This window comes from Streptomyces sp. NPDC045955 (assembly GCF_056430805.1).
In genome coordinates this window covers 181123-202655 of sequence record NZ_JBWKKY010000012.1, presented here as the reverse complement: position 1 = coordinate 202655, position 21533 = coordinate 181123, and the positions used below count along the sequence as shown (strand labels likewise).

Genomic DNA, 21533 nt, shown 5'->3' with positions numbered 1-21533 from the left:
CACGAGTAGCTGTGCACCCTGGTGCGCTTACCCCGTCTCAGCGGGGATACGGCGGAAATCCACCGGCCAGCTCCCGCACTTCTTCACGGGCCCTCGCGGTCTTGGTCACGCCCCTGAGCACCCCCGCGAGCAGCGTGGCGATCCGCTCCATCTCCGCCTCGCCCATGCCCTGCGTGGTGACGGCGGCCGTGCCCAGCCTGAGTCCCCGGGCGTCGCCGTGCGGCAGCGCGCAACAGTCCATGACCAGGGCCGCCGCGGCGAGACGGCCCCGCGCGGTGCGCCCGTCGACGCCGAGCGGCGCCGGGTCGGCGGTGATCAGATGGGTGTCCGTGCCGCCCGTGGTGACGACCAGGCCCTCGGCGGCCAGCCGGGCCGCGAGAACCCTCGCATTGGCGACCACCTGATGGGCGTACACGGCGAACGCCGGAGTTGCCGCCTCCCCGAACGCGACCGCCTTGGCGGCGATGGTGTGCATCTGCGCACCGCCCTGTGTGAAAGGGAACACGGCCCGGTCGACCCGCTCGGCCAGCTCCGCGCGGCACAGGATCATGCCGCCGCGCGGGCCCCGCAGCACCTTGTGCGTCGTCGCACAGACGATGTCCGCGTACGGCACCGGGTTCGGCGCCGCTCCCCCGGCGACGAGCCCGATGGGATGCGCGGCGTCCGCGACGAGGTACGCGCCCACCTCGTCCGCGACCTCGCGGAAGAACGCGTAGTCGATGTGCCGGGGGTAGGCGATCGAGCCGCACACGATCGCCTTGGGCCGGCGCGTGCGCGCCAGGGTGCGCACCTGCTCGTGGTCCATCAGCCCGGACTCGGCCTCCACGCCGTATCCGACGAAGTCGAACCAGCGGCCGGAGAAGTTCGCCGGCGACCCGTGCGTGAGATGGCCGCCGTAGGGCAGGCCGAGGGCGAGGACGGTGTCGCCGGGGCGCAGCAGGGCGGCGTAGGCGGCCAGGACGGCCGAAGAGCCGGAGTGGGACTGGACGTTGGCGTGCTCGGCGCCGAACAGCGCCCTGGCCCGGTCCACGGCGACGCGTTCGGCGACGTCGGCGATCTCGCAGCCGCCGTGGTGCCGCGCTCCGGGGTAGCCCTCGGCGTACTTGTTGGCGAGCGGCGAGCCGAGGGCGGCCAGGACGGCCGGCGAGCTGAAGTTCTCGGCGGCGATCAGCTGGAGCGTGGTCGCCTGCCGCTCCCGCTCGCCGAGCAGGATGTCGGCGAGTTCGGGGTCCTGGCGGCGCAGGAGGTCGGCCTCGATGGCAGGGGTGACCGTCATGGTGGGCTCCGGGCGGCGTCGACGGTGACGTACGTCCAATGTAGGCCCGGGGCCCCCGGCGCGCTCGGCCGTTACGTCTTTGCGGGGACGCCCGTGAGGGCCGTGACGACCGGATCGAGTGCCTGGTGTATCTCGTCCCCGATGGACCGGAAGAACGGAAGGGGCGCCCCGTACGGGTCGTACACCTCGTCCGCCTCGGCGTTCGGGGCCAGCAGCCACCCGCGTAGAGCCGCCGCGGCACGCACCAGCGCACGCGCGCGGGTGACCACGCCCTCCTCCAGGGGCGGCAGGGTCGCCGGGTCGATGGCCTTCACCAGGCGGGTGAACTCCTTGAGCGTGAAGGTCCGCAGGCCCGCCGAGTGCCCCATGGAGATGACCTGCGCCCGGTGGTCGCGGGTGGCGGTCAGCACCAGGTCGGCGCGGATCACGTGCTCGTCGAGGAGTTCGCGCCCGGTGAAGCCGGAGGCGTCCGCGCCGAAGTCGGCCAGCACGGTCTCCGCGTTGGCCTCCATGGGGGCTCCCTCGTGACCCCAGGTGCCCGCGCTCTCCACGATCAGCCCGCCGCCCAGGATCCCGAGCCGCTCCCGCACGAAATGGCGGGTCAGCCGCTCGGTGATGGGCGAGCGGCACACGTTGCCGGTGCTGACGTGGAGGATGCGGAAGCTGTCGCGCGGAAGACCCACGAACGTCGTCGTGATCTCCGCCGCGCTTTCCCCGTTGCCTATGCCACGCCCCGCTCCAGGGGCCGTCAATTCGCCACCTCGAGGTCGGGTACGACCTTTCGCAGCTCTTCCGCGGAGAGCGCGCCGGCGCGCAGCAGCAGCGGCACCTCACGGGTCACGTCGACGATCGACGACGGGACGTTGCCGGGGGTCGGGCCGCCGTCCAGGTAGACGGAGACGGAGTCGCCGAGCATCTCCTGCGCGGCGTCGCAGTCCTCCGGCGCCGGGTGGCCGGTCAGGTTGGCGGAGGAGACGGCCATCGGGCCCACCTCCGTCAGCAGCTCGATGGCGACGGGGTGCAGCGGCATGCGCACGGCGACCGTGCCACGGGTGTCGCCCAGGTCCCACTGGAGGGACGGCTGGTGCTTGGCGACGAGCGTCAGCGCGCCCGGCCAGAAGGCGTCGACCAGCTCCCAGGCCAGCTCCGAGAAGTCCGTGACGAGCCCGTGCAGCGTGTTCGGGGAGCCGATCAGCACGGGAGTGGGCATGTTGCGGCCCCGGCCCTTGGCCTCCAGCAGGTCGGCGACCGCCTCCGAGGAGAACGCGTCGGCGCCGATGCCGTACACCGTGTCCGTCGGCAGTACCACGAGCTCGCCACGGCGGACGGCGGACGCTGCCTCACGCAGACCGGTCACACGGTCGGTCGCGTCGTTGGTGTCGTATCGCCGTGCCATCTTTAGCTGGCCTCCTCGTACACGTGCTGCTGGAATGAAGTCCACGAAGACTGGGGTGTGCCCGGTGTGCTCACGGCAGCGCCTTGCGGGCCGTGGCGAAACGCGGGCGGTTGTTCAGGTCCGGGTGGTCGGCGGCGTCCGTCCAGCCCCGGTCCTCGGCGAAGATCCACGGCACCTGGCCGCCCTGGGTGTCGGCGTGCTCCACGACCACCACACCGCCGGGGCGCAGCAGCCGGTGCGCGGTGCGCTCCAGGCCGCGGATGAGGTCGAGGCCGTCCTCGCCGGAGAACAGGGCCAGTTCCGGGTCGTGGTCCCGCGCCTCGGGGGCGACGTACTCCCACTCGGTGAGCGGGATGTACGGCGGGTTGGAGATGACGAGGTCGACCTGGCCGTCGAGGTCCGGGAAGGCCGTCAGGGCGTCTCCCTGGCGCAGTTCGACCCTGGACCCCTCCACGTTCTTGCGGGTCCACTTCAGGGCGTCCTCGGACAGCTCCACGGCGTGCACGCGCGAGCGCGGCACCTCCTGGGCGAGGGCGAGCGCGATGGCGCCGGAGCCGGTGCACAGGTCGACGATGCACGGCTCGACGACGTCCATGGCCCGTACGGCGTCTATGGCCCAGCCGACCACGGACTCCGTCTCCGGCCGGGGCACGAACACCCCGGGGCCGACCTGGAGTTCCAGGTACCGGAAGTAGGCGCGCCCGGTGATGTGCTGGAGCGGCTCGCGGGCCTCGCGGCGGGCGATGACCTCCCAGTAGCGGGCGTCGAAGTCGGAGTCCTTGACGGAGTGCAGCTCGCCGCGCTTGACGCCGTGCACGAACGCGGCGAGCTCCTCCGCGTCGGTGCGCGGCGAGGGCACGCCGGCGTCGGCGAGCCGCTGGGTGGCCTGGGCCACCTCCGCGAGCAGCACGCTGCGGGGGCTTGGGGGTCGCCCCCCAAATGACTGCTGCACGCAAGTCCTCCGGTGTTCGGTACTCCTATGTGTCCTTACGCGGCGGCCAGCTTGGCGGCCGAGTCCGCGTCGACACAGGCCTGGATCACCGCGTCGAGGTCGCCGTCCAGGACCTGGTCCAGGTTGTACGCCTTGAAGCCGACACGGTGGTCCGAGATGCGGTTCTCCGGGTAGTTGTACGTACGGATCTTCTCGGAGCGGTCGACGGTGCGGACCTGGCTGCGGCGGGCGTCGGCGGCCTCCCTCTCCGCCTCCTCCTGCGCCATGGCGAGCAGCCTGGAGCGCAGGATACGCAGTGCCTGCTCCTTGTTCTGCAACTGGCTCTTCTCGTTCTGGCAGGAGGCGACGACTCCGGTCGGGACGTGCGTGATGCGCACGGCGGAGTCGGTGGTGTTGACGGACTGCCCGCCCGGCCCGGAGGAGCGGTAGACGTCGATGCGGAGATCGTTCGGGTTGATCTCGACGTCGATCTCCTCGGCCTCGGGGGTGACGAGGACACCGGCGGCGGAGGTGTGGATACGGCCCTGGGACTCGGTGGCCGGGACGCGCTGCACGCGATGCACGCCGCCCTCGTACTTCAGGCGGGCCCACACGCCCTGTCCGGGCTCCGTGGCGCCCTGGCCGCCCTTGGTCTTCACGGCCACCTGGACGTCCTTGTAGCCGCCCAGCTCGGACTCCGTGGCGTCGATGATCTCGGTCTTCCAGCCGACGCGCTCGGCGTACCGCAGGTACATGCGCAGCAGGTCACCGGCGAACAGGGCCGACTCGTCGCCGCCCGCGCCCGCCTTGATCTCGAGGATGACGTCCTTGTCGTCGCTGGGGTCGCGCGGGACGAGGAGCAGGCGCAGCTTCTCGGTCAGCTCCTCGCGCCGCTGCTCCAGCTCCTTGACCTCGGCCACGAAGTCGGGGTCGTCGGCGGCGAACTCGCGCGCGGTCTCGATGTCGTCGCCCGTCTGCGTCCAGGAGCGGTACGTGGCGACGATCGGGGTGAGCTCGGCGTAACGCTTGTTCATCTTGCGCGCGTTGGCCTGGTCGGCGTGGACCGACGGGTCGGCGAGCTTCTTTTCCAGGTCGGCGTGCTCGGCGACGAGTTCCTCGACGGCCTCGAACATCTTGGGCTCCTGTGCAGGGACGGGGGTGAAGGGCGGGCGACCAAAAACGCCGGTCCCGGAGCGCCCGGTGAGGGGGCGCGTCCGCGGACCGGCGAAATGGGGCTCGCTACTTCTTGGAGCCGGCGGCCTTGCCGAAGCGGGCCTCGAAGCGGGCCACGCGGCCACCGGTGTCGAGGATCTTCTGCTTGCCCGTGTAGAACGGGTGGCACTCGGAGCACACGTCGGCACGGATCGCGCCGGACTCGATGGTGCTGCGGGTGGTGAACGACGCGCCGCAGGTGCAGCTGACCTGCGTCTCGACGTACGCGGGGTGGATGTCGCGCTTCAAGGTGTCTCCTAGGTTTCGGGAGGGCTCCGGGTCGCTGCCGCGGGGTGCGGGAGCGTGAACCGGGGCCGACGTACCAGTCTGCCAGGACTGGCGCCATCCCCCAAAACCGGGGGCTGCCGTTGTTTGTTCCCCGCGGGTCGTCGGGGGGTGCTCGCGCCCGCGCGGCGGAGCCGCATATCGATACAGCCCCGCGCCCCTTTGGGCGCGGCCCTCAGGTACCGCTCACGACACCCTTGGCCTCACCCGTCGCCGTGCCCTTCGTCGCGCTCTTCGGGATCGGCTTGTCGTCCTGCAGGGCCTTCCAGATCTCGTCGGCCTTCTTCTTCTGGAGGAGGACACGGTTGGGGTCGGCCGGGTCGTAGGCCACCGGCATCGTGACCATGTGCATGTGGGACGGGGTGATGCCCTTGAGGCCGCCCGCGAAGGACGCGAGCTTGTTGACCGAGCCGAGGTCGGAGTCGGCCGTCACCGTCTTGGTCGCGGTCTCCGCGAGGTCGAGCAGCTTCTTGGGGTTCGTGAAGACGCCGACGTCCTTGACCTGGTTGACCAGGGCCTTGATGAAGGCCTGCTGGAGCTGGATGCGGCCGAGGTCGGAGCCGTCGCCGACGCCGTGCCGGGTGCGGACCAGGCCGAGGGCCTGCTCGCCGTCGAGTCTGTGGGTGCCGGCCTTCAGCTTCAGGTGGCTGTCGGGGTCGTCGATGCTCTTGGTCGTGGTGACCTCGACGCCGCCGAGGTCGTCGATGAGCCTCTGGAAGCCGGCGAAGTCGACCTCCAGGTAGTGGTCCATGCGCAGGTCGGTGATCGACTCGACGGTCTTCACGGCGCAGGCGGCCCCGCCGGTGGAGTACGCGGAGTTGAACATCACGCCGTTCGCGGCGGGGTACTCCTTGCCCTTGGTGTCCGTGCACGCGGGCCGGTCGATGAGGGTGTCGCGCGGGATGGAGACCACGCTTGCCTTCTTGTGCCCCTTGTAGACGTGCACGATCATCGCCGTGTCGGAGCGGGCGCTGCCGTCGTCGCTGCCGCCGCCGAGCTTCTTGTTGCCGCCGGCGCGGGTGTCGGAGCCGAGGACGAGGATGTTCTCCGAGCCGTTGTCGGCCTTCTTGGGCCGGTCCGCGCCGAGGGCCTGGTCGATGTCGACGCTCTTGAGGTTGCCGTTGAGCTTGAAGTAGACGTAGCCCGCCCCGGCGCCGCCCACGGCGACGATGCCCGCAGCGGTCCAGGCCGTCACCATCAGGGCCTTGTGGCGCTTACGGGGCTTGCGGCGTCGGCCCTTGGCGCGGTGGCGCGGCCCGGTGATGCCGGTATCGCCCGGTATACCCGGACCCGGCGTGCTCTCGGCAGACATGTGCTCCTCAGCTCGTCTACGGTCGGTTACCCCCTGCGGTCAGTGCCAGGCGTGCACGGTCGGGGACTTCCTCCTGGCACCATCGTCACTCCGCCTGGTCAGACGGAGAAACTCGGGAAAGGGTTGCACAACGGACTGTGCCCACCGCGTGGGGCGGTGGGCACAGGGTGTGTTCGTGTCAGCGAGGGGTACCTCGCTCACCTGCGGTTTCAGCCGAAGATGTCGTACTGCTTGAAATCGGTACCGACGGAGATCCTTGTGGCGAAGATCTCGCTGGTCGCCTTGCCGGTGCCCGGGTACAGGTAGAGCGTCCCGCCGGGGGTGCGGGCCAGGAAGTCGGCCTTGCCGTCGCCGGTGATGTCGCCGGTGGCGTCGAAGGCGTTGTAGCCGCTCCAGGTGCGCACCTTGACCCGGGCCGAGAAGGCGCCCGAGCCGGCCTTGCCGGTGCCCTTGTAGAGGTACACGTAGCTGCCCGAGGCGCTGCGGGCGATCAGGTCGGTCTTGCCGTCGCCGGTGAAGTCGCCGTGGCCGCGCACGGAGTTGTACTGGTTCCAGCCGGAGCTCACCTTGACGCGGGGCGAGAAGGTGCCGTTGCCCTGGCCCGGGTAGATCCACATCACGCCCGCCGAGTCGACCGAGAGCAGATCGGGCAGGTAGTCGCCGGTGACGTCACCGGGGGTGATGATGCGGGTGCGGGTTTTCCAGTTGTCGGCGATCTGCTTGGTGGACCAGGTGCCGGTGGAGATCACGTAGTGGGCCCAGAAGACGTCGCCGTCGCTGCTGCGCCGGTAGACCAGGTCCTGGTAGCCGTCGCGGTCGAGGTCCGTCTGGAGGACGGTGTTGAAGCCGTTCCAGTTGCCCCAGGACTCACGGGCGGCGAACGACGTGCCCTTGGAGTCCTTGGAGTAGCCCGTCTTGGTGGAGGCGTTGCGCACCCACAGGTCGGCCTTGTGGTCGCCGCTGATGTTGGTGTCGTCGAGGCGCGGGTAGGCGGCGCCGACGTAGGTGCTGACCTTGCTGAAGACGCTGTAGGCGCCCTTGGCGACGCAGTCCGTCACACCCCAGGAGACGACACCGACGATCCGGTTGTTCACGACCAGGGGGCCGCCGGAGTCGCCGTTGCAGGCGGTGGTGGTTCCGCTGTCACTGCCGGTGGCGGGCTGGCCCGCGCAGACCATGTGGCCCTTGATGAAGTCGCTGCCGTACGCGCCGGCGCAGGTGGTGTCCGACTGGACGGGCAGCGTGGCCGTCTTCAGCGTCTCGGAGATGTCGTCGCTGGTGGAGCTGGTGCGGCCCCAGCCGTAGACCTTGGCGCTGGTGCCGGCCTGGTACGACGTGGTGTCGCCGGACGTCGTCATGCGGATCGGCGTGGCCTTCACCGGGACGGGCAGGGTGAGCACCGCGATGTCGTTGTCGATGGTCGTCGCGTTGTACGACGGGTGGTTCCACTGCCGCCAGACGCCGGTGACGGTACCGCCGTGCAGGTCGGTGCCGTCGGCCGAGGGCAGCTGGGAGGTGCCGGTGACGATGGCGCCGTTGGCGTGCCAGTCGTAGCCCTTGACGCAGTGCGCGGCGGTGAGGATCTTCGTCGGCGCGACGACGGCGCCGCCGCAGAAGAAGCCGATGTCGTCGCTGGTGGTCGAGGTGCCCCGGTCGTCGTAGTAGTGCAGCTGCGCCATCCACGGGGCCGTGGTGATGGTCGTCTCGCTGCCGCCGATGATCTTCGGGTCGATGGTGGAAGGGCTCGTGTCCGAGCTCGCGCTCAGCGACGCCTTGCTCGTCTTGCCCGCGATGTCGTCACCGGCCATGGCCCCCGCGACGCGCTTCTCCAGCTCGGCGAGCGACGGCGAGCTGGTGGCGGGCTTGACCGTCGGCTGCGGCAGCGGCGTGGCCGCGCCGGCGGACGTCGTCATCAGCGCGGCGGCCACGGCGGCGGCCACACCGGCCGCGGCGACGGGAAGGGCGATGCGTATCCGGCGTCTGTGCCGACCGCCCCCAGGCATGGTTCTACCCACGAATGTCCCCCCTCGGGATCACATGTTCGAAGAGAGCGTGATCCTACCCTTACGGGAACAGCACAAGGGGCCGCCCCCGTTTCCGGGAGCGGCCCTCTTACGCAGTGCTTACCTCAGTCGCCGTTGCCCGGCGTCGGAGTGGTCTTCTGGATCTGCATCAGGAACTCGGCGTTCGACTTCGTCTGCTTCATCTTGTCGAGGAGCAGTTCGACGGCCTGCTGCTGGTCCAGGGCGTGCAGCACCCGGCGCAGCTTCCAGACGATGGACAGCTCGTCGCTGGCGAGCAGGATCTCTTCCTTGCGGGTGCCGGACGCGTCGACGTCCACCGCCGGGAAGATGCGCTTGTCGGCGAGCTTCCGGTCGAGCTTGAGCTCGGCGTTGCCGGTGCCCTTGAACTCCTCGAAGATGACCTCGTCCATGCGGGAGCCGGTGTCCACCAGGGCGGTGGCGAGGATGGTCAGCGAACCGCCGTCCTCGATGTTGCGGGCCGCACCGAAGAAGCGCTTCGGCGGGTACAGGGCGGTCGAGTCGACACCACCGGACAGGATGCGGCCGGAGGCCGGGGCGGCGAGGTTGTACGCACGGCCCAGACGCGTGATGGAGTCCAACAGGACGACCACGTCGTGACCGAGCTCGACCAGCCGCTTGGCGCGCTCGATGGCGAGCTCCGCGACCGTCGTGTGGTCCTCGGCCGGGCGGTCGAAGGTCGAGGAGATGACCTCGCCCTTGACCGACCGCTGCATGTCGGTGACCTCTTCCGGACGCTCGTCGACGAGGACGACCATCAGGTGGCACTCGGGGTTGTTGTGCGTGATCGCGTTGGCGATCGCCTGCATGATCATGGTCTTGCCGGTCTTCGGCGGGGCCACGATCAGACCGCGCTGGCCCTTACCGATGGGCGAGACCAGGTCGATGATGCGGGTGGTGAGAACGCCCGGGTCCGTCTCCAGACGGAGGCGGTCCTGCGGGTACAGCGGCGTCAGCTTGTTGAACTCCGGGCGGCCACGGCCGTGTTCGGGCGCCATACCGTTGACGGAGTCCAGGCGCACCAGCGCGTTGAACTTCTCGCGGCGCTCGCCTTCCTTCGGCTGACGGACCGCACCAGTGATGTGGTCACCCTTGCGCAGGCCGTTCTTGCGGACCTGGGCCAGGGAGACGTACACGTCGTTCGGGCCGGGCAGGTAGCCGGACGTACGGATGAAGGCGTAGTTGTCGAGGATGTCCAGGATGCCCGCGACGGGGATCAGGACGTCGTCCTCGGCGATCTGCGGCTCGGAGGCGATGTCGTCACGGCCACGGCGGCCCCGGCGGTCGCGGTAACGCCCGCGACGGCCACGCCGGCCGCCCTCGAAGTCGTCCCCGTCCTCATCGGCCCGCTGGCGGTCACGGTCCTGGCGGCCGCCGCCCTGCTGCTGGTTCTGCTGGCCGCGCTGGCCGCCCTGCTGGTCGTCGCCCTTGTTGCCCCGGCGGTCGCGGCCGCCGTCGCGGTCCCTGTCCCGGCCGCGGTCACGGCGGTCGCGACGACGGCCCTCGCCGCCCTCGCCCCCGTCGGACCTGGCGTCGTTCTGGGACTGCTGCTGCGGCTGCGACTCGCCCCGGGACTCGTTCTTCGCCTCGGTGGCGACCGTCTCGGGAGCGGCGGCGTCCGGCGAACCGGCGTCGGCGGTGGCCCGGCGACGGCGGCGCTCGGAGGGCGCGTCATCTCCCCCACGCTCGGCCGCGCTCGCGCGGGAGGGGCCCCCAGCCGGCTGGCCGGGAATGTCGATCTGCTGCTGGGCCACGGCCTTCTGGGCCTTGTCGGCCTTGTCGGCCTTGTCGGCGGGGGCCTCGGAGGCCTGCTTCGCGTCCGCCGTCTTCTCCGCCTTCTCGGCGTTGTCCCCCGTACGGGTCCGGGAGGTGGCGCGGCGCTTCGGCTTGGTCTCGGCGGGGGCGTCGGCCTTCGCAGCCGGAGCGGCGCCGCCGGACGCCTGCGCCTCCTTGATGACCTCGATCAGCTGGCTCTTGCGCATACGCGCGGTGCCCCTGATACCGAGGCCGGATGCGACCTGTTGCAGCTCGGCCAGCACCATGCCCTCGAGGCCGGTACCGCGGCGCCGCCGGGAGCCGGCACCGGTGGCAGGCGCGGAGGCGTCCGTGGCGGGCGCGGCAGCGGTCTCCTCGACACGTGCGCCCATCAGATCGGTGGTGTCGCTCACGAAGGGTCCTTCCCTGGAGCGGACGTCGGCCTGTCTGGCTCGGCGACCGGTTGTGCTGTCCGGCTTCGGTCCGTGTGGTGTGAACCGTGCCGGGGCGGTGGTCCGCCTCAGCGGCGGAGGAATCTGGTGATGGCGCTTCCATGTGCCGTGACACCCAGTGTCAGTGTCACGCGGCGTGGTCGCACCGGTTCCGGAGCGTGCCCTGCGCCCCGCTCAGTGTCCGTGTACGGCGTACGGTCCGACGTACGGAACACAGTGCGGCTTGGGGGGCTCCCGGAAGAATGTCTGTCCCGGACGGGGACACGAGGCACCTCGCCATGGTGGGGTCGGGTGCAGACTTGAGGTTAACACTACCGGATCCAACAAACATTCCCCCTCTCGAAATCCGGCAACCGTGCGCTTTTAAATGTCACTGGACGTCGCGAGCGGCAGGACGATCGCGCCCTGCGCATCGAGACTCAGCCGATTGGCGGCCCAGTCCGCGCCCGCCAGGGCCTCGACCTTGTCGGCGGTGCCCGCGTCGGCCAGCGCCATGACCGTCGGGCCGGCGCCGGAGATCACCGCGGGGACGCCCTCGGCCCGCAGCCGCTCCACCAGCGCCGCGCTCTCGGGCATGGCCGGGGCGCGGTACTCCTGGTGCAGGCGGTCCTCGGTGGCGGGCAGCAGCAGCTCGGGGCGCCGCGTCATGGCCTCGACGAGCAGGGCGGCCCGGCCCGCGTTGGTGGCTGCGTCGACGTGCGGCACGGTGCGCGGCAGCAGGCCGCGCGCTGTTTCGGTGAGTACAGGCTTTCCGGGCACGAAAACCACCGGAACGATGGAATCGGCGGGCTCCATCCTGATCGCCCGGGCCGCGCCGCCCTCCATCCAGGACAGGGTGAAGCCGCCCAGCAGACACGCGGCGACGTTGTCGGGGTGGCCCTCGATCTCGGTGGCGAGCTCCAGCAGCGCCGTGTCGTCGAGCTTGGCCTCGGCACCTATGGTCACGGCGCGGGCGGCGACGATGCCGGCGCAGATGGCGGCCGAGGAGGAGCCCAGGCCCCGGCCGTGCGGAATGCGGTTGGCGCAGACGATCTCCAGGCCGCGCGGCTGTCCGCCCAGCAGATCGAAGGCGGTGCGCAGGGAACGTACGAGAAGGTGCCGCTCGTCACGCGGGAGTGTCTCGCTGCCCTCACCCGCGATGTCGATGTGCAGCCCGGAGTCGGCCACCCGGACGACCACGTCGTCGTACAACCCCAGCGCGAGGCCGAGGGCGTCGAAGCCCGGGCCGAGGTTGGCGCTGGTGGCGGGGACGCGCACCCGGACGGCGGCGGCTCGGAACGCTGGACCGGCCATCGCTCGATGACTCTCCTTGAGCTGCGTGATGTCGAATGACGTGGGATGGACATTCGATGGTGTACGAGAACCCTGGGGGCCGCGGAGACGGCGTGGCTCCGCGGCATATGCGGCGGGCGGGTTCAGTACAGCCTATCGAAGGAAGGTTCTGTGGCGACATAGGGCGCACAGGAGGCGCACGATGCGTGTCGTAAGCCCCCTGTGCACCCCCCGTAGGGAACCTCCCCGGTCAAGCGCCGTCTTACGCCGGACCGTGTCGGACGTTACACCGGCGCTCGGTGCGTCGGCGCACGTCAGACCAGTCCGAGGCGCTCCGCCGCGGCCGCCGAGTCGACGGGTACGGTGACCGGCTGCGGGGCACCGGCGACGGCCCAGTCGGGGTCCTTCAGGCCGTTGCCCGTGACGGTGCACACGATCCGCTGCCCCGGGTCGACCTTGCCCTGCTCGGCGGCCTTCAGCAGACCGGCGACGGACGCGGCGGACGCGGGCTCGACGAAGACACCCTCCTGCGAGGCCAACAGCCGGTAGGCGCGCAGGATCTCACGGTCCGTCACCTCGTCGATGAAGCCGCCCGACTCGTCCCGCGCGGCGAGCGCGTACTGCCAGGAAGCCGGGTTGCCGATGCGGATGGCGGTGGCGATCGTCGACGGGTCCTTGACGACCTCGCCGCGCACGATCGGGGCGCTGCCGGAGGCCTGGAAGCCCCACATGCGGGGGGTCCGGGCGGCGACGCCGTCGGCGGCGTACTCCTGGTAGCCCTTCCAATAGGCCGTGATGTTGCCCGCGTTGCCCACCGGCAGCACGTGGATGTCGGGCGCGTCGCCCAGCATGTCCACGATCTCGAACGCGGCGGTCTTCTGGCCCTCGATACGTACCGGGTTGACCGAATTGACCAGCGCCACGGGGTAGTTGTCGCTCAGGCCGCGCGCGAGCGTGAGGCAGTCGTCGAAGTTGCCGTCGACCTGGAGGATCTTCGCGCCGTGCACGAGGGCCTGGCCCATCTTGCCGAGCGCGATCTTGCCCTGCGGCACGAGCACGGCGCAGACCATCCCGGCCCGCACGGCGTACGCGGCGGCGGAGGCCGACGTGTTGCCGGTGGAGGCGCAGATGACGGCCTTGGCGCCCTCCTCCTTGGCCCGCGTGATGGCCATGGTCATACCGCGGTCCTTGAAGGACCCGGTCGGATTCGCGCCCTCCACCTTGAGGTGGACCTCGCAGCCCGTGCGCTCGGAGAGCACCTGCGCGGGCACGAGCGGCGTGCCGCCCTCGCGGAGCGTCACGACCGGCGTGGTGTCGGATACCGGAAGCCGGTCCCGGTACTCCTCGATGATTCCGCGCCACTGGTGGGTCATTGCTGGTTACTCTCCTTCAACCCGCATGATGCTGGCGACACCACGCACGGTGTCGAGCTTGCGCAACGCCTCGACGGTCCCGGTGAGGGCGGCGTCGGACGCGCGGTGCGTGACGACGACGAGGGAGGCCTCGCCGTCCTTCCCCGACTGGCGAACCGTATCGATCGAGACTCCGTGCTCGGCGAAGACGGTCGCGACCTGGGCGAGAACACCCGGTTTGTCGGCCACGTCGAGGCTGATGTGGTAGCGCGTGACCACGTCGCCCATGGGCGACACCGGCAGCGCGGCATAGGCGGACTCGCCCGGTCCGGTCGCGCCGCCGATCCGGTTGCGGCAGACGGCGACGAGGTCGCCGAGCACGGCCGAGGCCGTGGGGGAACCGCCCGCTCCGGGGCCGTAGAACATGAGCTGCCCGGCGGCGTCGGACTCGACGAACACGGCGTTGTAGGCGCCGCGCACGGAGGCCAGCGGGTGGCTCAGCGGGATCATCGCGGGGTGCACGCGCGCGGTGACGGACGCCCCGTCCGCGGCCCGCTCGCAGATGGCGAGCAGTTTGATGGTGCAGCCCATCTCCTTCGCGGAGGCGAAGTCGGCCGCCGTCACCTCGGTCATGCCCTCGCGGTAGACGTCGTCGAGGCGCACGCGCGTGTGGAACGCGATGCCGGCGAGGATGGCGGCCTTGGCGGCGGCGTCGAAGCCCTCGACGTCGGCGGTCGGGTCGGCCTCGGCGTATCCGAGGGCGGTGGCCTCGTCCAGGGCCTCCTGATACCCGGCGCCGGTCGAGTCCATCTTGTCCAGGATGAAGTTGGTCGTGCCGTTGACGATGCCCATCACCCGGTTGATCTTGTCGCCGGCGAGGGACTCGCGCAGCGGACGGATCAGCGGGATGGCACCGGCGACGGCGGCCTCGTAGTAGAGGTCCCTGCCGTGCTCGTCGGCGGCGGCGTGCAGGGCCGCTCCGTCCTGGGCGAGCAGCGCCTTGTTGGCGGAGACGACGGAGGCGCCGTGCTCGAAGGCGGTGGTGATGAGGGTCCGCGCGGGCTCGATGCCGCCGATCACCTCCACGACGACGTCGATGTCGCCGCGTTTGACGAGGGCGGTGGCGTCGGTGGTGACGAGGGCCGGGTCGATGCCTTCCCTGACCCTGTCGGGCCGCCGCACGGCCACGCCCGCCAGCTCCACCGGGGCCCCGATCCGGGCCGTGAGGTCGTCGGCGTGCGTCGTCATGATGCGCGCCACCTCTGAGCCGACCACTCCACAGCCCAGCAGCACCACCTTCAGCGGACGCGTACGCATCATCCGACCTCGTTTCCTCTTTACCGTCTACGGTGCAACCAGTCTCACTCACCGGACGGGAGTTTCTGCCCCCGGTCCGGATCGTGAGATGTCTATTTCATTTGTACGAGGGCGGAAGACAGGAGATCTTCCGCCCCGTGCCCTTCGGCCCCTCGCTCAGCCGACGTCGAGACGCAGCAGGTCCTCCTCCGTCTCACGGCGGACGATCACCCGGGCCTCACCGTCCCGCACGCTGACGACCGGCGGCCGCAGCACATGGTTGTAGTTGCTGGCCATGGACCGGCAGTAGGCGCCCGTGGCCGGTACGGCGATGAGGTCGCCCGGTGCCACGTCGGCCGGCAGGAACGCGTCCTTGACCACGATGTCCCCGCTCTCGCAGTGCTTGCCGACGACCCGGGCCAGCATCGGCTCGGCGTCGGAGGTACGGGAGACCAGCGCGACGCTGTACTCGGCGTCGTACAGCGCGGTGCGGATGTTGTCCGACATGCCGCCGTCGACGGAGACGTAGGTGCGCAGCCCGTCGAGGGGCTTGGTGGTGCCGACCTCGTAGAGCGTGAAGGCGGTCGGGCCGACGATGGCGCGGCCCGGCTCGACGGAGATGCGCGGCGTGCGCAGCCTGGCGGCCTCGCACTCACGGCTGACGATCTCGCTGAGGGACTTGGCGATCTCGTGCGGCTCGCGCGGGTCGTCGTCACTCGTGTACGCGATCCCGAGCCCGCCGCCGAGGTCGATCTCGGGCAGCTCGACACCGTGCTCGTCGCGGATGTCCTTCAGCAGCATGACGACCCGGTGCGCGGCGACCTCGAACCCGGACAGGTCGAAGATCTGCGAACCGATGTGGCTGTGCAGGCCGACGAGTTCGAGCCCGTCGAGCGCGAGGGCACGGCGTACGGCCTCGGCGGCCTGCCCACCGGCCAGCGGGATGCCGAACTTCTGGTCCTCGTGGGCCGTGGCGATGAACTCGTGGGTGTGGGCCTCGACGCCGACGGTGATCCGGATCAGGACCTTCTGCCGCTTCCCGAGGCCCTGCGCGATGTGGGCGACGCGGGCGATCTCCTGGAAGGAGTCGAGCACGATGTGCCCCACACCGACCTCGACGGCCCTGGTGATCTCGTCGACGGACTTGTTGTTGCCGTGGAAGGCGATGCGGTCGGCGGGCATGCCGGCCGACAGGGCGGTGGTCAGCTCGCCGCCGGAGCAGACGTCGACGTTCAGCCCTTCCTCGTGCAGCCAGCGCACGACGGCACGGGACAGGAACGCCTTGCCGGCGTAGTAGACGTCGGCGCCGGTCCCGAACGCGGTGCGCCAGGCACGCGCGCGGGCCCGGAAGTCGGCCTCGTCGAGGATGTAGGCCGGGGTGCCGAACTCCTCGGCGAGCCGCGTGACGGGGATCCCTCCGACGGTGGCGACACCGCGCTCGTCACGCGTCACGGTCTGCGCCCAGACCTTCGGGTCCAGGACATTGAGGTCGGCGGGCGGGGCCGAGTAGTGGCCCTCGGGGAGGACGTCGGCGTGACGGGGCCCGGCGGGGTGGGCGGAACGGCTCATGATCGGTCGTCTTTCAGAGATGGTCGGGTGCGTCGATGCCGAGCAGGGACAGGCCACCGGCCAGCACCGCCCCGGCGGCTTCGGCGAGGGCGAGCCGGGCACGGTGGGCGGCCGAGGGTTTCTCGTCGCCGAGGGGCAGCACGGCCGGGAGCAGCGGCAGCGTGGCGTCGGCGACGCTGACGAGGTGCCGGGCCAGGCGGTCGGGGCAGCGGTGGGCGGCGGTGGCGGCGAGGATACGGGGGTGGTCGCCGAGTGCGGCGAGCAATGCCTCCGCGTCGCTCACGGGGCCGGGCTCGGGGTGGAAGCCCAGGTCGGCGGCATTGCGCCGGAGCGCCCGGGTGCGGGCGTGGGCGTACCGGACGCGGAAGAGGGGGTTGGCCTCCCGCTGGACCAGATGATCGCCGGTGATCCGGGGCCGGTCGTGCGCGGCCGGGTGCAGCAGCGCCCAGCGGGCGGCGTCGCGGCCGAGGGGCAGAGGGTCGGCCGGGGCGGGGACGGCGTGGAGGGTGACGTCGAGGTCGGGGAGGGAGCGGGGGCCGGAGCTCGCGGAGGGGCTCCGGGGGTGGCTGCCGGGGCCACTGCCTGAATGGCTGCCGGGGTCAGTGGCTGAATGGCTTTCGGGACCACGGCCGGAATGACTGCCGGGGCCACGGCCGGAATGACTGCCGGGGCCACGGCCGGAATGACTGCCGGGGCCACGGCCGGGATGGCTGCCGAGGCGACTGTCTGAATGACTGCCGGGACCACTGCCGAGGCCACGGCAGGAATGGCTGTCGAGGCGACTGTCTGAATGACTGCCGTCGACTCCGAGGACGGTCTCCCACTCCGGCGCGGGCCGACCGTCGCACGTGACGCGTACGACGTCGCCCTGGCTGCGCAGCACGCGGGCCAGGGCATCCGCGACGACGACGGCACGGACCTCCGCCGGGCACCGGAGCCGCACGATGGTCCCGTTGCTCCCCTCCGCGTGGCCGTACCGCCGCCCGCGCCGCAGGATCTCCTCGACGAGGAGTGCGGAGGCGTCGCGTTCCAGGCTGAAGTTGAGGAATCCGGGACCCGTGACGACGACATCGTCGATGAAGGCCTCACCGGCGAGCCGCGCCCTGAGGATCTCGGCCACGCGCCGCGGCGGCTGCTCTGCCGCGCAGGCCAGCTGGAGGGCGATGCCGGTGGCGTAGTCGCCACAGCCCCCGGGCCCCGGCGGAGTGACCACGGCCCGCTCCGGCACGGTCACGCTGAGCTCACCCTCGTCGACAGCGCGGCGCACGGCGTGCAGCACGGTGCGGGAGAGCTCGACGGGGGTCACGGGGACAAGCGTATGGGAGGAGGGGGGTGGAGAGGCGAGCCGGTTTTGAGGAGGGTCCGGGATGTGGACGCGGGGCGATGCCGCGGCCCGGCCCGCGGGGCTGTGCGCAGCTGCCTGCCCAGCCATGGACCGACGATCCCCACGCGGCCGAGGGATCACCCGCCGGCGCTCCCGGCCCGCTCTGCCTCCCCCGCACCGAGGACGGACCCATAAGCGGCCGCACCACCGCCGCCGACGCCACCACTGCCACCGACGCCGACCCCGCCACTGACGCCGGCACCACCCCCCGGCCGACCCTCACTCCGCTCCCGCTCGATCAACTGCCGCACCATCCCGACGAGTTCGGCGGGCTCGAACGGCTTGGCGAGGAAGGCGTCGACGCCCACTTCCAACCCGGCCTCGACCTCGTACTGGGTGCAGGCACTGATGATGGCGAGGGGCACGTCACGGGTCCGCGGATCGGCTCGCAGGCGGGCGGCGGTCCGGATCCCGTCCAGCCGGGGCATGACGACGTCGAGGGTCACTGCATCGGGCCGCACCTGATGAACGACATCAAGACACTCGGCACCATCGGCCGCGGTCACGACCTCCAGCCCCTCCAGCTCGAGGTTGACCCTGATCAACTGCCGGATGACCTTGTTGTCGTCCACAACAAGCACCCGGCCCGACGCGCCTGGCACAACTCGAGAGTAGGTCGACCCCGGCCACCGCGTCCGGGTTTTCCCCACTTCCACCCCGACCGGGCGACCCGCAACCCCGCCCCCGACAGCGGAAACCCGTTCATGACCACCCCGGGGGAGCTGGTAGTGTTCTACCCGTCGCCGCGAGCAACGCGACGGACACGCCCCCGTAGCTCAGGGGATAGAGCAACGGCCTCCGGAGCCGTGTGCGCAGGTTCGAATCCTGCCGGGGGCACCTTGGATTAGGTGCCCAAAGACCCCGCCATCAGCGCATTCGCTGAGACGGGGTCTTCGCGTATGTGCAGGGGTGTGCCGGTCGGAGCGGCTGTATGTCGGGGGCCGTGGACTATGCGTGGACTGGCCGCAGGGTAGGAATCCGCAGGTCAGGACCGGAAAACGCCGAGGCCCCCGGACCGTAGTCCAGGGGCCATCATGCCGCAGGTGCGCGCGTCGAAGGTGTGCTGGGATCAGTTCCCGTCGCCGGGCTCGTCCTCCTGGCCGTCGTCCTCACCGAGCAGCTCGGCGATCCGGCGGTTGGCGATGTCCTGGCGACCGTCCAGGCACTTCGCGTACCGGCTCAGCAGCACTTCGACGCTGTTGCCCGCACGCTCCGCAACCTCAGTGGGGTCGACGCCGGCATTGAGCCAGGAGGAGAGCGCGGCGTGCCTCAGGTCGTACGGCCGAGCGGCCAGCGGCGAGGTCACCTGTTCCGGCGTGAGCGCCAGATGCCGAGCCTCGTCCCAGACGCGCCAGTACGTGGTGGACGCGACCACTCCCCCACGTTCGTTGGCGAACAGCCGCCCATCCTCGGCGGTGCCGAACTCCTCGATGTGGGCCAGGAGCATGCGGACGAGGCGAGGCGGGATCGGGACGATGCGGGTTTCGTTCGCGGGGCGATTCTTGAGGCCGCGGTTGTCGTGAACCTCCCCGGTTCCGGTCCAGCGCTTCCCCACGGTCGGGCGGGTCTTCTCCAGGATCAGCGAGCCCCACCCGGTCTCCGGCAGCGTGCAGTCCGGACGACGCAGCGCCACAGCTTCCGCCGGCCGAAGCCCACCGAAGTACATGCAGGCGAAGAGCGCGACCATGCGCCGCCCACGGGCTCTGCGGTAGCCGCCGACGTAAGAGACTGCGGCCAGGAGTTCGCGTGCCTGCCGAGGGTTCACCACCACCCTGCGGTCGACTTCCTTGGTCACCTTCGGCGGCTTCCACTTCACGAGCGTGACCGGGTTCTCCGGGAGCTCCCCCAGTTCGACCGCGTAGGCGAGGGCGTTGAAGAGGACCGCGCGCTTGCGCCGTACCGTCTCGGCGGCTGCTGGAGCGCCGGACAGCTTGAGCTTGAGCGAGTCGAGGACGCGGCGGATGTCTGCCGGATTCTTGAGTGTCGCCAACGGCAGCGAGGCCTTGGCCACCCAGCGAAGAGCGTTCGCGATATCGACCGGCGGAGCTTCCTCGTCCGAGGCTTGGACGACGAAAGCCCAGCCCCGCAACGCACGGCGCAAGACGTCGTCAGCTGGCCGCCCCGGGCGATCACCCAAAAGCTGAGTTGTGACGAGCGTCATCGTCTCGTTCAGGCTGTCGCGGGAGTTCGGAGCCGCGTGCGGCCACTTCATGGCGACGTAGGCCCGTGCGAAGTCGTACCAGGTGCGAGACACCTTGGCGGGTGCCATGGAGTCCGGCAGACCAGTTTCCGTGTCGAATGCCTCCCCCTTCTGGGCAGCCCGAAGAAGCTTGGCTCGGAAGTTGTCGGCGAGCGCCTTCGTCCGGAAGGTCTCGGAGAACGGTGGGGCATCGCCGACCTTCCATCGCACGTCATACGACGGCGTCTTGTACGGCCGCTTGCGGATGCCCCACACCCTCACGTCATGCGACTTCACGCCGCCTCCGCGAGCCCGTGGAGCCACGCGTCGAAGTCGCTGCGCCAAACGCGGAGCTCACCGTTCGGAAGCTTGATCGCTTCCGGAGCCTGCCCCAGCTCGCGCCAGCGGTAGAAGGTTCGGCGGGACACCCCGCCGAGCTCGGCGAGGATCTGCGGGACAGTCATCAGTTCGTCCCGTCGGCGGTCCATGTCGGTTCTCCTTCCGTTCCGGGGGCGGGTTCGAGGGATGCGGCCAGCCAGGCTTCGGTGTCGGACAGGCCGGTACCGGCGAAGACCCAGTGGGCGAGGACGTACGTCGTCTCGGGCTCGGGGCCGGTGGCTGCTGCGGTTTGTGCGCGGCGCCATGTAGCGCGGGCGTCTCGGAGGGCGCCGAGGGTGGTGGAGTAGCGGCGGGACTTGGTGGAGAAGTGGCCGCGGAAGCCGAGCATGTGGGCCCAGGCGCGCAGGCGGAGGTGTTCGAGGTCCTTGCGGGCGCCGAGGAACCAGGCGGTGCGGATCATGCGGCGGGCGTGGTCGCTGATGTCGAGTTGAGCGAGTTCGGCGGCGAACTTGAGTGGGCGGTCGAGAGCTCCCGTTGCTGTCTCGGCACCCTTGGTGGCGTACTTGGCGATGTAGGCGGCGACGGCTCGTTCGGTGAGTTCCTGGCCGTCGTTGAAGTCGGCGGAGCGGATGGTGCGGACGTCGAGTTGGCGGCCGAAGGTGAAGGTGTGGGTGCGGCCGTCGATGGTCGGGCCGTCGACGCGGACCTTGGCGGTGGCAGCGCGGATGGCGTCTGTGAGCAGTTCGGCCGTGGCCCAAGTAGGGGGTGGCGTGTCGCCGCCGCTGGGGCCGTCGACGCGGATGACGGCGTGGAAGTGGACCGCGCCGCGCTTCTGGTACTCGGCGACCTTGGCGAAGCTCACGCGGGCGTGCTCGCGGAAGCGCCGCTGGGACAGGCCGGCGCGCTTGGCAACCTCCCGGCGCAGGTAGGTCGAGAAGCGCCGCCAGAGCGGACCGGCGTGGGCGTTCCAGAGCACGGCGGCTTCGTAGTCGTAGGTGTCCGGGTCGAGCGCGGTGCCGAGTACGTCGTCGTCCTGGTCGTGGTGGGTGCCGCAGCGGCAGGGGCGCCCACTGGAGGGGCGGTTGTGGACCGGGCCGAAGCTCGGCGCCGTGAAGGTGGCGAACACGCGCGGGTGCATGGCGACGTGTTCGGGGGTGCCCTTGCCGCCGCGCAGGCCGGAGGTGATCAGATGGAAGGTGTCGCGGCGGTAGACCTCGGCGCAGGCCGCGCAGCGCGACGTGCGGCGGTTGTTGCAGCGGACGAGGAGCTGTCCGGCCGGGAGGCTGGTCGAGTCGAGGCGGTGGAGGACATTGCCGATCTCGCCGGTGCGGGTGTCGACGTCGTACTCGGTGCGGTGGCCGTCGAGGCGGATCGGGTGGGTGCAGCCGCCGAGTCCGGAGAGCTGGCGGAGGATACCCGGCAGCGTGCCCTGCGCGGCCAGGTTCACGAGTTCCGGAAGTGGGGGCGGTGTGGTGCGGGTG

General features: G+C 70.7%; 18 protein-coding genes and 1 tRNA gene. 1 reads left to right on the top strand and 18 read right to left on the bottom strand.

Annotation, left to right across the window (positions count from 1 at the left end):
- Window positions 1-37: 37 nt before the first annotated feature.
- The 15 genes from AC07F0_RS25455 to AC07F0_RS25385 all read right to left on the bottom strand — a co-directional run bounded on the left by AC07F0_RS25455 (window position 38) and on the right by AC07F0_RS25385 (window position 18115).
- Entirely contained in the window at window positions 38-1276 is a 1239-nt protein-coding gene (locus AC07F0_RS25455) for a serine hydroxymethyltransferase (protein ID WP_478982111.1), read from the bottom strand.
- A 71-nt stretch (window positions 1277-1347) separates the two neighbouring features.
- A complete protein-coding gene (locus tag AC07F0_RS25450) occupies window positions 1348-2028 on the bottom strand; it encodes an arsenate reductase/protein-tyrosine-phosphatase family protein (RefSeq protein ID WP_478982109.1) in 681 nt (226 codons plus the stop codon).
- Window positions 2025-2672: an L-threonylcarbamoyladenylate synthase gene (locus AC07F0_RS25445; protein WP_020272587.1), complete on the bottom strand. Its 648-nt coding sequence runs from the start codon at window positions 2670-2672 to the stop codon at window positions 2025-2027. The genes AC07F0_RS25450 and AC07F0_RS25445 overlap by 4 nt, the downstream gene beginning before the upstream one ends.
- 70 nt (window positions 2673-2742) lie before the next feature.
- Entirely contained in the window at window positions 2743-3582 is an 840-nt protein-coding gene (gene prmC, locus AC07F0_RS25440; protein WP_356924559.1) for a peptide chain release factor N(5)-glutamine methyltransferase, read from the bottom strand.
- A gap of 77 nt (window positions 3583-3659) precedes the next feature.
- Window positions 3660-4736: a peptide chain release factor 1 gene (prfA, locus tag AC07F0_RS25435; RefSeq protein ID WP_436730594.1), complete on the bottom strand. Its 1077-nt coding sequence runs from the start codon at window positions 4734-4736 to the stop codon at window positions 3660-3662.
- Window positions 4737-4842: 106 nt separating this feature from the next.
- Window positions 4843-5064 carry a 50S ribosomal protein L31 gene (gene rpmE, locus AC07F0_RS25430; RefSeq protein ID WP_010040182.1) on the bottom strand — a complete coding sequence of 74 codons (222 nt, stop codon included), beginning with the start codon at window positions 5062-5064 and terminating at the stop codon, window positions 4843-4845.
- A gap of 211 nt (window positions 5065-5275) precedes the next feature.
- A complete protein-coding gene (locus AC07F0_RS25425; protein WP_478982108.1) occupies window positions 5276-6412 on the bottom strand; it encodes an LCP family protein in 1137 nt (378 codons plus the stop codon).
- Window positions 6413-6621: 209 nt separating this feature from the next.
- Window positions 6622-8415, bottom strand: a complete 1794-nt coding sequence (locus tag AC07F0_RS25420) for a trypsin-like serine protease (protein ID WP_478982256.1) — start codon at window positions 8413-8415, stop codon at window positions 6622-6624.
- Window positions 8416-8540: 125 nt separating this feature from the next.
- Window positions 8541-10622: a transcription termination factor Rho gene (gene rho, locus AC07F0_RS25415; protein ID WP_478982106.1), complete on the bottom strand. Its 2082-nt coding sequence runs from the start codon at window positions 10620-10622 to the stop codon at window positions 8541-8543.
- A 402-nt stretch (window positions 10623-11024) separates the two neighbouring features.
- Complete coding sequence (gene thrB / locus AC07F0_RS25410; RefSeq protein WP_436730590.1) at window positions 11025-11954, bottom strand: homoserine kinase; 930 nt, start codon at window positions 11952-11954, stop codon at window positions 11025-11027.
- Window positions 11955-12247: 293 nt separating this feature from the next.
- Entirely contained in the window at window positions 12248-13306 is a 1059-nt protein-coding gene (gene thrC / locus AC07F0_RS25405) for a threonine synthase (RefSeq protein ID WP_478982105.1), read from the bottom strand.
- Between the two features lie 6 nt (window positions 13307-13312).
- On the bottom strand, window positions 13313-14605 hold the full coding sequence (locus tag AC07F0_RS25400) for a homoserine dehydrogenase (RefSeq protein ID WP_478982103.1): 1293 nt from the start codon (window positions 14603-14605) through the stop codon (window positions 13313-13315).
- Between the two features lie 153 nt (window positions 14606-14758).
- Window positions 14759-16150, bottom strand: coding sequence for a diaminopimelate decarboxylase (lysA, locus tag AC07F0_RS25395; protein ID WP_478982101.1), 1392 nt, complete (start codon window positions 16148-16150; stop codon window positions 14759-14761).
- Window positions 16151-16163: 13 nt separating this feature from the next.
- Window positions 16164-17456, bottom strand: coding sequence for an ArgS-related anticodon-binding protein NrtL (nrtL, locus tag AC07F0_RS25390; RefSeq protein ID WP_478982100.1), 1293 nt, complete (start codon window positions 17454-17456; stop codon window positions 16164-16166).
- 155 nt (window positions 17457-17611) lie between these two features.
- On the bottom strand, window positions 17612-18115 hold the full coding sequence (locus AC07F0_RS25385) for a response regulator (protein ID WP_478982254.1): 504 nt from the start codon (window positions 18113-18115) through the stop codon (window positions 17612-17614).
- 184 nt (window positions 18116-18299) lie between these two features.
- On the opposite strand from AC07F0_RS25385, the gene AC07F0_RS25380 reads away from it, so the two are divergent.
- Window positions 18300-18371: transfer RNA gene (locus AC07F0_RS25380), tRNA-Arg, on the top strand.
- A gap of 232 nt (window positions 18372-18603) precedes the next feature.
- Here AC07F0_RS25380 and AC07F0_RS25375 read toward each other — a convergent pair.
- Genes AC07F0_RS25375 through AC07F0_RS25365 form a run of 3 tightly spaced genes read right to left on the bottom strand, consistent with a single transcriptional unit; the run spans window position 18604 to window position 21493 of the window.
- Window positions 18604-20010: a tyrosine-type recombinase/integrase gene (locus AC07F0_RS25375; RefSeq protein WP_478982252.1), complete on the bottom strand. Its 1407-nt coding sequence runs from the start codon at window positions 20008-20010 to the stop codon at window positions 18604-18606.
- A complete protein-coding gene (locus tag AC07F0_RS25370) occupies window positions 20007-20201 on the bottom strand; it encodes a helix-turn-helix transcriptional regulator (RefSeq protein WP_033314625.1) in 195 nt (64 codons plus the stop codon). Before AC07F0_RS25370 ends, AC07F0_RS25375 begins: the two co-directional genes overlap by 4 nt.
- Window positions 20177-21493, bottom strand: coding sequence for a replication initiator (locus AC07F0_RS25365; RefSeq protein ID WP_478982250.1), 1317 nt, complete (start codon window positions 21491-21493; stop codon window positions 20177-20179). The genes AC07F0_RS25370 and AC07F0_RS25365 overlap by 25 nt, the downstream gene beginning before the upstream one ends.
- Between the last annotated feature and the right edge of the window lie 40 nt (window positions 21494-21533).

What these genes read in the sequence shown, in the direction of transcription:
- AC07F0_RS25455 (WP_478982111.1), bottom strand. Translation starts at nt 1,276, where the DNA reads ATGACGGTCACCCCTGCCATCGAGGCCGACCTCCTGCGCCGCCAGGAC.
- AC07F0_RS25445 (WP_020272587.1), bottom strand. Translation starts at nt 2,672, where the DNA reads ATGGCACGGCGATACGACACCAACGACGCGACCGACCGTGTGACCGGT.
- prfA (WP_436730594.1), bottom strand. Translation starts at nt 4,736, where the DNA reads ATGTTCGAGGCCGTCGAGGAACTCGTCGCCGAGCACGCCGACCTGGAA.
- AC07F0_RS25425 (WP_478982108.1), bottom strand. Translation starts at nt 6,412, where the DNA reads ATGTCTGCCGAGAGCACGCCGGGTCCGGGTATACCGGGCGATACCGGC.
- AC07F0_RS25420 (WP_478982256.1), bottom strand. Translation starts at nt 8,415, where the DNA reads ATGCCTGGGGGCGGTCGGCACAGACGCCGGATACGCATCGCCCTTCCC.
- thrB (WP_436730590.1), bottom strand. Translation starts at nt 11,954, where the DNA reads ATGGCCGGTCCAGCGTTCCGAGCCGCCGCCGTCCGGGTGCGCGTCCCC.
- thrC (WP_478982105.1), bottom strand. Translation starts at nt 13,306, where the DNA reads ATGACCCACCAGTGGCGCGGAATCATCGAGGAGTACCGGGACCGGCTT.
- AC07F0_RS25400 (WP_478982103.1), bottom strand. Translation starts at nt 14,605, where the DNA reads ATGATGCGTACGCGTCCGCTGAAGGTGGTGCTGCTGGGCTGTGGAGTG.
- lysA (WP_478982101.1), bottom strand. Translation starts at nt 16,150, where the DNA reads ATGAGCCGTTCCGCCCACCCCGCCGGGCCCCGTCACGCCGACGTCCTC.
- AC07F0_RS25370 (WP_033314625.1), bottom strand. Translation starts at nt 20,201, where the DNA reads ATGGACCGCCGACGGGACGAACTGATGACTGTCCCGCAGATCCTCGCC.